Origin of the sequence: Saccharopolyspora sp. NPDC049357, assembly GCF_040677225.1 — a bacterium.
Taxonomy (GTDB): Bacteria; Actinomycetota; Actinomycetes; order Mycobacteriales; family Pseudonocardiaceae; genus Saccharopolyspora.
Map to the genome: position 1 here is coordinate 109,855 of NZ_JBFAQJ010000018.1, position 14,135 is coordinate 123,989.

Below are 14,135 nucleotides of genomic sequence, written 5' to 3' on the forward strand. Positions count from 1 at the left end.
GATGGGCGCCGGACTGGAGAGCTCGGCGTGGGAGGCGTTGCACCAGGTCATCGACCCGGAACTGGACGAGCCGATCACCGACCTGGGGTTCGTGCGTTCGCTGCGGGTCGGCGAGTCCGGTGAGGTCGAGGCTCACCTGCGGTTGCCGACGTCGTTCTGCGCCCCGAACTTCGCCTACCTGATGGCCTCGGACGCCAAGGACGTGCTGCGGGCGCTCCCGGGCGTGACCGGAGTGCTGGTGGAGCTCGACGACCACCACGACTCCGAGCTGATCAACGCGGGGCTGGCGGCCGACGCCGGCTACCGCGGCACCTTCCCCGACGAGGCCGAGCAGGACCTGGAGGAGTTGCGCGCGACGTTCCGCCGCAAGGCGCACGCGGCGGCGATGGAGCGCGTGCTGACCAGGCTGCTCAAGGACCGGCCGGAGCTCAAAGAGGCCGACCTGCACGCGATCACCGTCGCCGACCTGCCGGAGGAGCCGGCGACGCGCTCGCTGCTGAACCGGCGCGCGGCGGTGGGTTTCGACAACTCCGCGTCCGCGCTGGTCCTGGTCGACGACGAGGGCCGGCCGTGCACGCCGGAGCAGGTGCCGTTCCGGCTGCGCTTCGCCCGCGCGACGCGCATCTCGGTGGAGGGCAACTCGCACTTCTGCCGCGGGCTGTTGCGCACCCGCTACCCGGGCTCCGCGGCCGATCAGGCGCCGCGGGCCATGACTTCGGAAGGACGAGCAGGATGAGAGCAGTGCAGGTGGTCGGCTACCACGAGCCGATGCGGTTGACCGAGGTCCCGGTTCCGGAGGTATCCGGACCGCACGACGTGGTGGTCAAGATCGGTGGTGCGGGCGTGTGCCGCACCGACATCCACATCCTCGAAGGGCAGTGGGCCGAGAAGTCGGGTGTCGCCCTGCCTTACACGATCGGGCACGAGAACGCGGGCTGGGTGCACGCGGTCGGCAGCGCGGTCACCAACGTCTCCGAAGGCGACAAGGTGATCGTGCACCCGCTGGCGACCTGCGGGTTGTGCCGGGCCTGCCGGTTCGGCGACGACGTGCACTGCGAGCAGTCGCTGTTCCCGGGCATCGACACCGCGGGCGGCTACGCCGACTACCTCAAGACCTCGGCGCGCAGCGTGGTGCGCATCGACGACTCGCTGGAGCCGTCGGACGTGGCGGCGCTGGCCGATGCCGGGCTGACCGCCTACCACGCGGCGGCGAAGGCGGCGCGCAGGCTGCGCCCGGGCGACAAGTGCGTGGTGGTCGGCGCCGGCGGGCTGGGCCACATCGGCATCCAGGTGCTCAAGGCGATCTCGGCGGCCGAGCTGGTGGTGCTCGACCGCAATCCGGACGCGGTGAAGCTGGCCACCGACATCGGCGCCGATCACGGCGTGGTGGCCGACGGCACGCACGTCGAGCAGGTCCAGGAGCTCACCGGCGGGTACGGCGCGGAGGCGGTCATCGACTTCGTCGGCGAGGGCGGTGCGACCTCCGACGGGGTGCGGATGCTGCGCCGCGCCGGTGATTACCACGTGGTCGGCTACGGCGAGAACATCAACGTGCCGACGATCGACATCATCTCGACGGAGATCAACTTCATCGGGAACCTGGTGGGTTCGTACAACGACCTGTGCGAGCTGATGGTGCTGGCCGCCCAGGGCAAGGTCCGCCTGCACACCAGCAAGTACCCGCTGGAGCGCTTCCAGGACGCCATCGACGACCTCGACGCGGGCCGCATCCGCGGTCGCGCGATCCTCACACCCTGACCCGGAGGAACGACGATGATCTTCATCACCGCGAAGTGGCGGATCAAGCCGGAGCACGCGGAGGCGTGGCCGGAGATCTCCCGGTCCTTCACCGAGGCGACCCGCGCCGAGCCGGGCTGCCTGTGGTTCGACTGGTCCCGCAGCCTCGAAGACGAGACCGAGTACGTGCTGGTGGAGGCGTTCCGCGACGGCGAGGCGGGGTCGGCCCACGTCACCTCGCAGCACTTCCACGACGCCCGCGCTCAGCTCCCGCCCTACCTGGCGGAAACCCCGCGCATCATCAACGCCGAGATCGACCAGACCGGCTGGTCGGAGCTGGGCGAGATGGCCGTGGACTGACGGACCGGAGGGGGTGCGCCCCGCGCACCCCCTCGACCCCGAATCATTGCCTTCGCTAATGGTCTAACGTTCGGATCATGCCCGCTCCGCCGATCACGCGCGCTCCGAACCGCTGGCTGATGCTGGCGATCTCGATGTTCGCGCAGCTGGCAGCGACGGTGTTCACCAACGCCCCGCCCGCGCTGATCCCGAACCTGCACTTCGAGCGCGGGCTGTCGTTGTCCCAAACCGGCTTGATCGCCGCGGCACCGCTGGCCGGGACCATGTGCACGCTGATCATCTGGGGCGCGATCGTCGACCGCATCGGCGAGCGGGTGTCGCTGCTGATCGGGTTGAGCATGCTCGCCATCAGCGCAGGCGCGGCCGCGCTGGCCGACTCGCTGGTGCTGCTGGCGGTGCTGCTGTTCCTCGGCGGCGCGGCCGGAGCCAGCACGAACTCGGCCAGCGGCCGGGTCGTGTCGGGCTGGTTCCCGCCGCAGCGCCGGGGCATGGCGATGGGCATCCGGCAGACCGCGCAACCGCTCGGAGTGGGCCTGACCGCGGTGCTGGTGCCCAACCTCGTCGAGGCGCGCGGACTCGCCGTGACCATGCTGACCGTGGCGGCCGTGTGCGCGCTGGCGGCGGTGCTCGTGGCGGCGATGATCGTGGACCCGCCGCGGCCGTCGATGGCCGAGTCCCGGCGGACCGGCCACGGCGCGAACCCGTATCGCGGAGACCGGACGCTGCTGCGCATCCACGGCGTCTCGATCGCGCTCACCGTGCCGCAGCAGACCGTCTGGACCTACATGCTGGTCTGGCTGATCGCGACCCAGCACTGGAGCACCGCCGCGGCCAGCGCCCTGGTCGGCACGACGCAGCTGCTCAGTGCCCTGAGCAGGGTCGGCGCGGGAATCTGGTCGGACCGGATCGGCAGCCGGGTGCGCCCGATCCGCTACTTCGCCTTCGGTTCGGCGATCGCGATGGGCGGGCTGGCGGTGTTCTCCGGCACTCCCCTGGCGCTGACCTTCATGATCGTCGCCTCGATCATCGCGGTGGCCCACAACGGTCTGGCGTTCACCGCGGTGGCCGAGATCGCGAGCCCGCACTGGAGCGGGCGGGCCATGGGAGCGCAGAACACCGGTCAGTTCCTCACGGCAACGGCGGTCCCGCCCGTGATGGGAGCCCTCATCGCGGTGGCCGGCTACCCGATCGCCTTCGCGGTGGCCGGGTGCTTCGCCCTGCTCGCGGTCCCGGTGGTTCCCGCTCGCAACGTCACACCCGAGGCTTGAGCGCCTGCTGGGATTCGTAGAGCGCCATGACCCCGGGCTGCTCGCCCTCCGGCCAGGTGTCGGGCCGCCAGGCCCCGGATTTGAGCAGCGCCCGGCCGCAGTGCACGAACAGCTCCTCGACATCGACGACCACGGCCAGCGCCGGGGGCACGCCCTTGAGCGCGAGGTCGGCCATGAACGGCGCGGCCCGCACGATGGTGGCGGTGCCGTTGACCCGCAGCACGTGGTTGACGCCGGGGATCAGGAACAGCATTCCCACCTGCGGGTTCCGCAGCAGGTTGTGCAGCCCGTCCATGCGCCGGTTGCCGGGCCGTTCGGCGTAGGCCAGCGTCTTGCCGTCGTCGAAGACCACGACGCTGCGGGCGGTGTCACCGCGCGGCGAGACGTCGATCCTCGCATCCTCGCCCGCGGTGGCCACGAAGAACAACCGCGACCGCTCGATGAAGCGGCGGCTGACGCCGTCGATCCCGGAGACCACCTTCTCGGCGATCTCCGGGTGCGGCGGTTCGACGACCTCGCGGAGTTGCGCTTCGGAGGTGACCTGCTCGGCCTCACTCGGATCCCACGAGGGCACGGATTAGTTCTCCTGATCAGCGATGCGACGCGGGCTCAGCCCGCCTGGGCCTGCGCGATCAACGGCACGACCTTATCGACCGCGTAGGACATGCCCGCGGCGGTGCCCGCCGAGAACGCCTGCACGGCCTGCTCGTCGTGCAGCACGACGGCGCGGCGTTCGCGGACCGACGGCACCGACTGGAACATCTGGTCCTTGTCGACCTCGACGGCGGACAGGCCGATCGGGAACATCACGGTCAGGTCGGCGTTGAACAGGTCCATGCGCTCGGGCGAGACGCTGACGAAGAAGTTGTCCCCGGCGACCACCTGCACGGCCGGTGACTGGCGGAAGCCCAGCCGCTCCATGAACTCCAGGCGCGAACCGCCGTTGACGTAAGCGCCGTAGGAGCCGACCATCTTGGCGCCGACGGCCACGGTCTTGCCCGCGAACTGCGGGTGCGCGGCGGCGGCCTGCTGGAACTTGGCCTCCAGGCCGGCCTTCTGCTGAGCTGCTTCGGCGGACCTGCCCAGCGCCTTGCCCACCATGTCCAGCTGCTGGTCCCAGGTGGTCAGGTAGCTCTCACCGCCCGGCGGGATGCTCACCACCGGAACGCCGAGCCGGTTGAGCAGGTTGTAGCGCTCCTTGTCGCCGCTGCCGCGGGTGTCGAGGATCAGGTCGGGCTGGAGCGCCGCGACGGCCTCCATGTCGACCTCCATGGTGCCGAGCATCTTCGGCGGTGTGGCGTAGCGCTTGTCGGCGGGGATCCACGGCGGGACGCCGTCGCCACCCACCGGCAGCCAGTCGGCGGCACCGACGGGTTGCACCCCGAGGCTCAGCGCGGTTTCGGCGTCGCCCCATCCCAGCGCGACGACCCGCTGGGGACGCTCCGGAACGGTGACGTCACCGAACGCGGTCTTGAGGGTGACCGGGAACTGGCCGTCCGCCGATCCGGCGGCGGGCTCGTCGTTCTCGGGACCGGCCGCGCCGCAGCCGGTCAGGGCGATTCCCAGCAGGACTGCCATGATCAGCCCCAGGGTCCGCATCCAGCGCATTTCCACACCTCGCAGCGAGTTAAGTGCGCCTAACCTAACTAACGCTCCGTGTGACGTCCAGCCCGAGATCCACCCGCTGTGACCGACGTTCGTCACATTCGTCCACACCGGACGATCGACCGCCCCGCCCCGGTTGGTGAGCAACTTCCGGCCGCGTCGTGCGTTGAGCCTCACGAAGGCCCGGTCGGGGCGTTCGAGGGTGCGGAAGGACGCGATCGCGATGGACAGGCTCAACGGCAAGCGCGTGCTCGTGACAGGTGGAGCGTCGGGGATCGGGCAGGCCAGCGCGCTGCGCCTGCTCGACGAGGGCGCCAGAGTGCTGACCACCGACATCGACGAGACCGGGCTGAAGGAGACCTCGCGGCGCGCGGCCGAGGCCGGCACCTGCGACCGGCTGGGCACCCTGCCGCTGGACATCTCCCAGGAGGACGCCGTCGACGCGACGGTACCGGCCGCGGCCGAGCAGCTGGGCGGGCTGGACGTGCTGGTCAACGCCGCGGGGACGCTGCACAGCGCGCACACGCACGAGTGCTCGCTGGAGCTGTGGAACCGAATCCTCGCGGTCAACCTCACCGGCACCTTCTTGGTCACCCGCGCGGCGTTACCCGCGCTGCTGGAGACCGGCAGCGGCGTGGTGATCAACTTCAGTTCGACCTCGGCGAACTTCGCGCACCCGTACATGGCCGCCTACGCCGCGAGCAAGGGCGGCATCCAGTCGTTCACCCACAGCATCGCCCTGGAGTACGCCAAGCAGGGCCTGCGCGCGGTGTCGCTGGTGCCCGGGGGGGATTCGCAGCGGCATCACCGAGACCACCGCGGACAAGCTGCCCGCCGACACCGACTGGGACCTGTTCACCAAGCTCTCCCCCGCCCTCGGCAGCGGCTTCGCACCGCCGGAGCACGTGGCCGGCGTGGTCGCGATGCTCGCCTCCGACGACGGCGCCTTCATCACCGGCACCGAGATCCGCGTCGACGGCGGCACGCACCAGTAGTCCACGGTGGAGTTCCGCGCGGACTCGTCGCTGGTCAACAGCGCGACGTGCGGGAGATTCGGGAGACCGAGGCGATTCGTCGCAACGGCCGCCGGATCGACCGCACCCCCGCCGGTTAGACTCGATCGCGAGCCGGTCGTGCCACGTGTGGCCGATGGGAATCCGGTCGGAAGCCGGAGCTGACGCGCAGCGGTAGGGGTGACGGGCGAGCCCGAGCCACTGGATCGCACTCGATCCGGGAAGGCGGCTCGCCCGGTGGAGCCCGAGCCCGAAGACCTGCCGGCTCCCCGGATCCGCACCCGGCTCCGGGAATCGGCCGACCAGGTCTCGCGAATGGGCCTGGGGTGAGGATTTCCGCACAACGTGTTCTTACGCTGGACGCGCACGGGCTTGATGCTGCTCTGCGCCACCGCCCTCGCCGCCTGCAACGCACCCGCGACGGAGTCGGCTCCGCCTCGGGTGTCGCTGCCCAACTGCGACGGGCACGTCTCGGTGTCCGAACCGCCGCGCCGCGCGGTGAGCCTCAACCAGTCGACCACCGAGATCATGCTGGCCCTGGGGCTGGCGGACCGGATGGTGGGCACCGCGACCTGGACCGATCCGGTCGATCCGTCGCTGGCCGCCGAGAACGCTCGGGTGCCGCGGCTTTCCGACAACAACCCGTCGTTCGAATCGGTGCTGGCCACCGAGCCCGACGTGGTGCTGGGCGCCTACCAGGCGGTGTTCACCGATGAGGGCGTGGCCTCGCGAGAGCGCTTCGCCGAGCTCGGAGTCCCCACCTACCTCTCCCCCTCCAACTGCCTGCCCGAGGAAGCACCGCTCGCCGAGCCGGTCGAGCTCGACGACATCTACCGCGAGGTGCAGGAGATCGCCACGATCTTCGACGTCCCGCAGCGCGGCGAAGCGCTGGTGGCGCAACTGCGGCAACGGGTGGCCGACGCCCAGCGCAAGGCCGTCGCCCACCGGGACACGTCGGTGCTGTTCTGGTTCGCCCGCACCGAATCCCCCTACGTGGCAGGCTCGACCGGCTCTCCGGCGATCATGACCCGCACCCTCGGGGTGCGCAACGCCTACGACGACGTGCGCTCGATGTGGCCGCAGGTGTCGTGGGAGGACGTGCTCGCCCGCGACCCCGACCTGCTGGTGCTCGGCGACCTCACCCGCGACGGCGAAGGCGATTCCCTCGCCGCCAAGCAGGAATTCCTGCGCACCGACCCCGCGATGTCACGGTTGCCCGCCGTCGGCGAGAGCCGGTGGATGAGCATGACCGGCACAGAGATGAACATCAGCATGCGCACGATCACCGGGATCGAACGGCTCGCCGACCGGTTGGCCGAGCTGGAGCGGCGTTGAGGACCGGGCGCCTGCCCTCCTCGCTGATCGTGCTGGCCGGGATTCCGCTGCTGCTGCTGTCGATCGCCGTGGCGGTCACGCTCGGTCCGGCTCCGCTGTCGGTGGCCGACGTGGCCGGCGTGGTGGGCGCGCGGCTGGGCCTGGGCGAGACCGACGTGTCGCGGATCGGGCAGGGCATCGTCTGGCAGCTGCGGTTGCCGCGCGCGGTCCTCGCGGCGATCTGCGGCGCCGGGCTCGGGGTGTGCGGCGCGGTGTTGCAGTCGTTGCTGCGCAACCCGCTCGCCGACCCCTTCCTGCTGGGCGTGTCAGCGGGTGCCTCGACCGGCGCGGTGCTGGTGGTGATCCTCGGGTTGGGCGCGGGCGCGATCGGCTTGACCGCGGGCGCCTTCGCCGGTGCCCTGGTCGCGTTCGCGCTGGTGATGACCTTGGGCGCGGTGGCCGGTGGCACCACGACGCACGTGGTGCTGGCCGGTGTCGCCGGGACGCAGCTGTTCTCGGCCCTGACGTCGTTCGTCGTGATCACCTCGGCGGACGCCGAGCAGACCCGGGGCGTGCTGTTCTGGCTGCTCGGTTCGCTCTCCGGCGCCCGCTGGAACGACGTGGCGGTCTCGGGCGCGGTGTGCGCGGTCTGCCTGCTGCTGTGCCTGGCGCGGGCCGGGGCGCTGGACGCCTTCGCGCTGGGGCAGGACACGGCCGCGGCGCTGGGCGTTCACGTCACGCGACTGCGGATCGTGCTGCTGGTGACCACCGCGCTGCTGACCGCCACGCTCGTCGCGGCGGCCGGTGCGATCGGGTTCGTCGGCCTGGTCCTGCCGCAGGCCGCGCGACTGCTGGTGGGCCCGCGGCATCGCGCGCTGCTGCCGGTCACGGCCGTGCTGGGCGCGATCCTGCTGGTGTGGGTGGACGTCCTGGCGACCACCGTCGCCGCCCCGCAGGAGGTTCCGGTGGGCGTCATGACCGCGCTGGTGGGCGTTCCGGCCTTCGCCGTCCTGCTGGCCCGGCGCGGCCGAACCTCCTGAGCGTCCCGCAACCGACCACCAAGATCCCCTACGCTGCACGCGTTGCGCCGCATCGAGGAGTCTGCGAGGGATCACCGATGAACCAGCCCGTGGCGTGGGGCGTGCTCGGCTGCTCCGGAATCGCCGAACGACGAATGCTCCCCGCGCTGCACGGGATCGAGGGTTCCCGAGTCGCCGGGGTCGCCAGCCGGGCGCCGGCCAGGGCCGAGCGCTTCGCCGCCGAGCACGGTGGGACCGCGATGAGCTACGAGGAGATGATCGACTCCTCGGCGATCGACGCGGTGTACCTGTCGCTGCCGAACTCGCTGCACTTCGAGTGGGCGCAACGCGCGCTGCGCGCCGGGAAGCACGTGCTGTGCGAGAAGCCGATGACGGTCTCCGCGGAGCAGACCGATGAACTGGTGGCGCTGGCCGCCGAGCGAGGGCTGCTGCTGCGGGAGAACTTCGCGTTCCTGCACCACCCGCAGCACGAGGTGGTGCGCGAGCTCGTCGAGCGCGGACGGCTGGGCCGGTTGCGGACCTTCAGCTCGGCCTTCGGCGTTCCGTCGCCGCGCGCCGGGGACATCCGCTACGACCCCGAGCTGGGCGCGGGATGCCTGCTCGACGTCGGGGTGTACCCGATCCGGGCCGCGCAGCTGATGCTCGGCGAGGGGCTGACGGTGGCCGGTGCGACGCTGCGGGTCGACACCGAGACCGGTGTGGACATGGCAGGGCACGCGCTCCTGGTCTCGGAGAACGGGGTTTTCGCCGATCTCGAGTTCGGCTTCCAGCACGCCTACCGCTCCCGCTACGCGCTGTGGGGCGATGCGGCGCACCTGAGCCTGGAGCGCGCGTTCACCCCGCCCGCCGAGCACCGCCCGGTGCTGCGGCTGGAGGAGAAGGACCACGCCGAGGAGTTCACGCTCGACGCCTCGCACCAGTTCCGCGATTCGCTGGCCTCCTTCGCCGGGGCGGTGCGCGAGGGCCGGACGCCGGAGATCGAGCGGTCCTGGCTGCGCGGTGCGCGGGAAACGGCGCGGCTGGTCGAGGCGATCCAGGAGACCGCGGTGCGGGTCAGGCAGCGAGGCGCGGTCCCGTCCTGACCTCGGTCGCGGCGCGTGGGTTCCACCCAGTGGTTCGAACCGGTCACGTGCTCACAACGCTCCTGTTCGCGGTCTCGACATCCCCATACCTCCGGCTTACCTTCCAGGCCGTTCGTGTCCAATGGCCGTACTAGGAGGATGGGGACAGTGCCTCGTACTGGGCTGCTGCGGACGAAGTCCGTGGAGCAATCGCGCGCCGACACCGATGAACCGGATACTCGGCTGCGCAAGAACCTGTCTGCTTTCGATCTCGTGATGTTCGGTGTGGCCGTCACCATCGGCGCCGGCATCTTCACCATGACCGCTCGGACCGCCGGAAACATCGCCGGTCCCGGTGTGGCCCTCTCCTTCGTGATCTCGGCGATCGCGTGCGGGCTCGCGGCGTTGTGCTACGCCGAGTTCGCCTCGACCGTGCCGGTGGCGGGCAGCGCGTACACGTACTCGTACGCGACGTTCGGCGAGTTCATCGCGTGGATCCTCGGCTGGGACCTGCTGCTGGAACTGGCGCTGGGTTCGGCCGTCGTCGCCAAGGGCTGGTCGGAGTACCTGCAGGAAGCGCTCGGGTTGCTCGGCATCCAGGCCAAGACCACGGTTCCGCTGGCCGGGTTCGACTTCGACTGGGGCGCGGTGGTGCTCACCCTGCTCCTGACCACCGTGCTGGCTGTGGGCATCAAGCTCTCCGCGCGGGTCACGCAGGTCATCACGCTGGTCAAGATCGCCGTGGTGCTGCTGGTGATCTTCGCGGGCCTGCAGTGGATCAACACGGCCAACTACACCCCGTTCATCCCGGAGCCGACCGGCGGTGACTCCAGCGGGGGCGGGCTCGAGCAGTCCCTGTTCTCTCTGATGCTGGGCGGTTCCACGAGCAACTTCGGCGTGTTCGGCATCTTCGCCGGTGCGGCCATTGTGTTCTTCGCCTTCATCGGCTTCGACGTCGTGGCCACCACCGCCGAGGAAACCCGCAACCCGCAGCGCGACATGCCCCGCGGCATCATGGGATCGCTGGCGATCGTGACCGTGCTCTACGTCGCCGTGGCGCTGGTCGTGACCGGCATGGTCTCCTACAAGGAACTGGCCACCAAGCCCGACGGCACGAAGGCCACCCTCGCGACCGCGTTCACCTACCACGGCCAGACCTGGACGGCGAGCTTCATCATCATCGGCGCGCTGGCGGGTCTGACCACTGTGGTCATGGTGCTGATGCTGGGTCAGATCCGCGTGCTGTTCGCGATGTCCCGCGACGGCCTCGTTCCCCGCGTGCTCGCCAAGACCAGCGATTCCACGGGAACGCCGGTGCGCGCCACGGTCCTCGTCGGCATCTTCGTGGTGATCGCCTCCGGGTTCTTCCCGGCGAGCAAGCTGGAGGAGATGGTCAACGTCGGCACCCTGGCGGCGTTCATCATGGTGTCGGTCGGCGTGATCGTCCTGCGCAAGACCCGGCCGGACCTGCCGAGGTCCTTCCGCACCCCGCTGGTTCCGCTGGTCCCGATCCTCGCGGTGCTGGCGTGCCTGTGGGTGATGGTCAACCTGACCGCGATGACCTGGGTCCGGTTCCTGATCTGGATGGCCGCCGGTCTGCTGCTCTACTTCGTTTACGGCTACCGGAACTCGCGGCTGGCGCAGCAGGAACGCGAGCAGTCCAAGGGAGCGGTGGCGGAAACCCCGTAGGCACCGCGATCGAAGAGAGCGCCCCCGCCGGAAACCGGCTGGGGCGCTCTCGCATCTCGGTCGGACACCCTTGGTACCTTGGTTAAGTCACGCGACTTAACCAAGGGGGAACACTCGTGCCCGAGGCAACCGAGCCCGCCGTCATCGAGGTCAGCCGCCGCCGGAGCGGATTCGGTCCGGCTCCCGACGTGGAGGCCGTCCGCGACGGCGCCGGAATCGTGCGGGTGCCCACCCCGTTCGGCCCGCCCTCGTGGCTGCTGACCCGCCACGAGGACGTGCGCCGGATGCTCGGCGACACCACCGGTTTCAGCAACGGATGGACCACCGCCGACCTCGTCGGTGGCGCGACCCGCGACCCGCGCCACCTCTCCGGCGACGGCAGCGGGAACCTGCTGTCGATGGATCCGCCGGACCACAACCGGCTGCGGCGGATGCTCACCCCGGAGTTCACCGTCCGCCGGATGCGCCGCATGGAGCCGCGCATCACCGAGATCGTCGACGAGCACCTGGACCTGCTGGAACGGCACGGCAGCCCGGCGGACCTGGTGGCGCAGTACGCTCTGCCGATCCCGTCGCTGGTGATCTGCGAGCTGCTGGGCGTGCCGGTCGCCGACCGCGACGAGTTCCAGGAGCGCACCCGCAAGCAGCTCGACCTCACCGTCTCCGACCAGGACAAGGTCGAGCTCGGGCGCGAAGCGCAGGCCTACATGACCGCCCTGGTCGAGCGGGCCCGCCGCGATCCCGGCGACGACCTGATCGGGATGATGATCCGCGAGCACGACGAGCAACTCACCAACGCCGAGCTCATCGGCGTGGCGAACCTGCTGCTCGTCGCCGGCCACGAGACGACCTCCAACATGCTCGGACTGGGCACGCTGGCGCTGCTGCGCCACCCCGACCAGCTGGCGGCGGTGCGCGACGATCCCGAGTCGGTCCCGGGCGCGGTCGAGGAGCTGATGCGGTGGCTGAGCGTGGTCAACTCCGGTTCTCCCCGGCTGGCCACCCGCGACGTGGAGCTCGGCGGGGTGACGATCCGCCGCGGTGATCTGGTGTCGTTCAACCTCCCTGCCGCCAACCGGGATCCGGGCCTGGTGGCCGAGCCGGAGCGGTTCGACATCGCCCGCCCCGCCAGCCCGCATCTCGGGTTCGGGCACGGCATCCACCACTGCCTGGGTGCTCCGCTGGCGCGGATGGAGATGCGCATCGCGTTCCCGGCGCTGCTGCGGCGGTTCCCCACCCTGCGGCTCGCGGACGAGGAGATCGCGTGGGCCAGCGATCACGCCATCTACGGACTGAAGGAGCTCGCAGTCGCATGGTGAACACGCGCTTCCCCGGCTTCGGCACGCCGCGAAGCGAACGCTGGTCGATGAGCAGGCTCAACCCGCCGAGCCCGCTGTGGGGGTCCAACGGGATCACCTTCGGACCCGACGCGCGGCTCTACGTCGCGCAGTTCCTGGCCGGGCAGATCAGCGCCGTCGATGCGACCACGGGTGAGGTCGAGGTCGTCGTTCCAGCCGACGGCCCGGTGCAGGCACCGGACGACCTGGCCTTCGGCTCCGACGGTTCGATGTACATCGCCGACATCACCCCGCAGCGGGTGTGGCGCCGTTCCCCCGACGGCGAGTTCACGTTGCTGTCGGAGGAGATCCGCGTCCCCAACGGCATCACCTGCGTGGGCGACCGGCTTTTCGTCAACGAGATGCGGCCGGGCGGGCGCGTCGTGGAGCTGCTGCCGGACACCGGCGAGATCGTGGTGCTCGCCGAGGGTCTGGCGATGGGCAACGCGATGCAGCAAGGCCCGGACGGTTCGCTGTACTACCCGCACATGATGACCGGCCAGGTCTGGCGGGTCTCCCCGGACGGCGGCGCCCCGCAGGAGGTCGCCGATGACGTGCACGAGCCGGTGGCCGTGCGCTTCGACCACGACGGTGCGCTGGTGGTGCTGTCGCGGGGCCTGACCGGCGTCGTCACCCGCATCGACCCGGACACCGGACGCCGCAGCACCATCGAGACCGGTGTGGCGGGCATGGACAACGCGGCGTTCGACCGGGAGAACCGGATGCTCGTGTCCAGCTACGGCAGCGGTGGCGTGACCCAGGTCGACGCGCTGGGCACCCGCACGGTCGTCAGCCGGGGGCTGCACGGTCCGTTCGGCGTGGCCGCAGACGACGCGGGCCGGGTCTACGCGGGCGACCACTTCCGGCTCGCCGACGGAGATCTGGTCACCGGGGACCTCATCCAGCCGGTCGCAGGCGGCGCCTGCCACGGCGTCGCCGCAGGTGGCGGGCTGGTGCACATCACCTCGATGCACGGCGACGTGCGGACCTTCGACCCCACGACCCGCGAGGTCCGGATGCGCGTGAAGGACCTCGCCGAACCCACCGGCATCGCCATCACCGAAAACGGGCTGCTGGTCGCCGAAACCGGCGCCGGCCGGGTGATCCTCATCGACGAAGCCGACGCGGTGACCCCGATCGCCGAGCTCCCGCACCCGGTGGACGTCGCCCTCGACGGCGAAGGCCGCCACTACGCCTCGGACGACTCCCTCGGCGCGGTCGTCCGCATCGAGGACGGTTCGGTCGTGACCGTCGTGGACGGCCTGGACCAGCCGCAGGGCATCACCGTCCACGAGGACACCCTCTACGTCGTGGAAGTCGGCGCCAAACGACTCCTCGCCGTCTCCCCGACCACCGGGGAAACCCGAACCGAAGCCGAATCCCTCCCTGTCGGCCTGCCCCCGGGCATCCAGCGCGAGGACCCGACTCCCACCCTCTTCCCACCGGCACGACCCCGGGCGTTCGCCGGCCTCACCATCACTCCTGACGGCACCCTCCTCCTCGCGGCCAACGGAGAAGGAACGGTCCTCCACCTCACCCCGCACGAGCAGACCCCGCACCACTGCACCTGAGCAGCACTTTTCGAATTTCGCGCGAAATTCGACCGCCGAAGTTCGCATTGGAATTTGTGGGGGAATTAGAATAAACCCCACGGGAGCCCGCGGGCGTGCGTCACGCGAGGGGGAGGTGCGCGCAGGGGAAAAAGATAGGA

13 protein-coding genes, 1 pseudogene and 1 riboswitch are annotated in these 14,135 nt (G+C 70.4%); of the genes and pseudogenes, 12 read left to right on the forward strand and 2 right to left on the reverse strand.

Annotation, left to right across the window (positions count from 1 at the left end; genetic code table 11):
* Position 1: 1 nt before the first annotated feature.
* From AB0J91_RS17425 to AB0J91_RS17440, 4 genes are all read left to right on the forward strand, one after another.
* Positions 2–736, forward strand: a complete 735-nt coding sequence (locus tag AB0J91_RS17425) for an iron-sulfur cluster assembly protein (protein ID WP_363869691.1) — start codon at positions 2–4, stop codon at positions 734–736.
* Positions 733–1,758, forward strand: coding sequence for an NAD(P)-dependent alcohol dehydrogenase (locus AB0J91_RS17430; protein ID WP_363869694.1), 1,026 nt, complete (start codon positions 733–735; stop codon positions 1,756–1,758). The genes AB0J91_RS17425 and AB0J91_RS17430 overlap by 4 nt, the downstream gene beginning before the upstream one ends.
* Positions 1,759–1,773: 15 nt before the next feature.
* Positions 1,774–2,097, forward strand: coding sequence for a putative quinol monooxygenase (locus AB0J91_RS17435; protein ID WP_363869697.1), 324 nt, complete (start codon positions 1,774–1,776; stop codon positions 2,095–2,097).
* Positions 2,098–2,174: 77 nt separating this feature from the next.
* Positions 2,175–3,365, forward strand: a complete 1,191-nt coding sequence (locus AB0J91_RS17440) for an MFS transporter (RefSeq protein WP_363869700.1) — start codon at positions 2,175–2,177, stop codon at positions 3,363–3,365.
* On the opposite strand, the gene AB0J91_RS17445 is transcribed toward AB0J91_RS17440, so the two are convergent.
* Both AB0J91_RS17445 and AB0J91_RS17450 read right to left on the reverse strand, forming a co-directional pair.
* Positions 3,349–3,939, reverse strand: coding sequence for an MSMEG_1061 family FMN-dependent PPOX-type flavoprotein (locus AB0J91_RS17445; protein ID WP_363869703.1), 591 nt, complete (start codon positions 3,937–3,939; stop codon positions 3,349–3,351). The two genes, AB0J91_RS17440 and AB0J91_RS17445, sit on opposite strands and share 17 nt — an antisense overlap.
* A gap of 35 nt (positions 3,940–3,974) precedes the next feature.
* Entirely contained in the window at positions 3,975–4,973 is a 999-nt protein-coding gene (locus AB0J91_RS17450) for an iron-siderophore ABC transporter substrate-binding protein (RefSeq protein WP_363869706.1), read from the reverse strand.
* A 220-nt stretch (positions 4,974–5,193) separates the two neighbouring features.
* Here AB0J91_RS17450 and AB0J91_RS17455 point away from each other — a divergent pair.
* From AB0J91_RS17455 to AB0J91_RS17490, 8 genes and pseudogenes are all read left to right on the forward strand, one after another.
* Positions 5,194–5,700: pseudogene (locus tag AB0J91_RS17455) on the forward strand (SDR family oxidoreductase); the annotation flags it as partial.
* A gap of 121 nt (positions 5,701–5,821) precedes the next feature.
* Positions 5,822–5,965 (forward strand): SDR family oxidoreductase, encoded by a 144-nt coding sequence (locus AB0J91_RS17460; RefSeq protein WP_363869739.1) that lies wholly within the window; start codon positions 5,822–5,824, stop codon positions 5,963–5,965.
* Between the two features lie 116 nt (positions 5,966–6,081).
* A riboswitch (cobalamin riboswitch) is annotated at positions 6,082–6,264 on the forward strand.
* Between the two features lie 64 nt (positions 6,265–6,328).
* Complete coding sequence (locus tag AB0J91_RS17465; protein ID WP_363869709.1) at positions 6,329–7,318, forward strand: ABC transporter substrate-binding protein; 990 nt, start codon at positions 6,329–6,331, stop codon at positions 7,316–7,318.
* On the forward strand, positions 7,315–8,337 hold the full coding sequence (locus tag AB0J91_RS17470; protein WP_363869712.1) for an iron chelate uptake ABC transporter family permease subunit: 1,023 nt from the start codon (positions 7,315–7,317) through the stop codon (positions 8,335–8,337). The genes AB0J91_RS17465 and AB0J91_RS17470 overlap by 4 nt, the downstream gene beginning before the upstream one ends.
* A 77-nt stretch (positions 8,338–8,414) precedes the next feature.
* The gene (locus AB0J91_RS17475) at positions 8,415–9,419 is read left to right on the forward strand and encodes a Gfo/Idh/MocA family oxidoreductase (RefSeq protein ID WP_363869715.1); all 1,005 of its coding nucleotides are present in this window, start codon (positions 8,415–8,417) and stop codon (positions 9,417–9,419) included.
* A 147-nt stretch (positions 9,420–9,566) separates the two neighbouring features.
* Complete coding sequence (locus AB0J91_RS17480; protein ID WP_363869719.1) at positions 9,567–11,087, forward strand: amino acid permease; 1,521 nt, start codon at positions 9,567–9,569, stop codon at positions 11,085–11,087.
* Between the two features lie 116 nt (positions 11,088–11,203).
* Positions 11,204–12,406 (forward strand): cytochrome P450, encoded by a 1,203-nt coding sequence (locus AB0J91_RS17485; RefSeq protein ID WP_363869722.1) that lies wholly within the window; start codon positions 11,204–11,206, stop codon positions 12,404–12,406.
* On the forward strand, positions 12,400–13,995 hold the full coding sequence (locus AB0J91_RS17490; RefSeq protein ID WP_363869724.1) for a PQQ-binding-like beta-propeller repeat protein: 1,596 nt from the start codon (positions 12,400–12,402) through the stop codon (positions 13,993–13,995). The genes AB0J91_RS17485 and AB0J91_RS17490 overlap by 7 nt, the downstream gene beginning before the upstream one ends.
* Positions 13,996–14,135 lie beyond the last annotated feature (140 nt).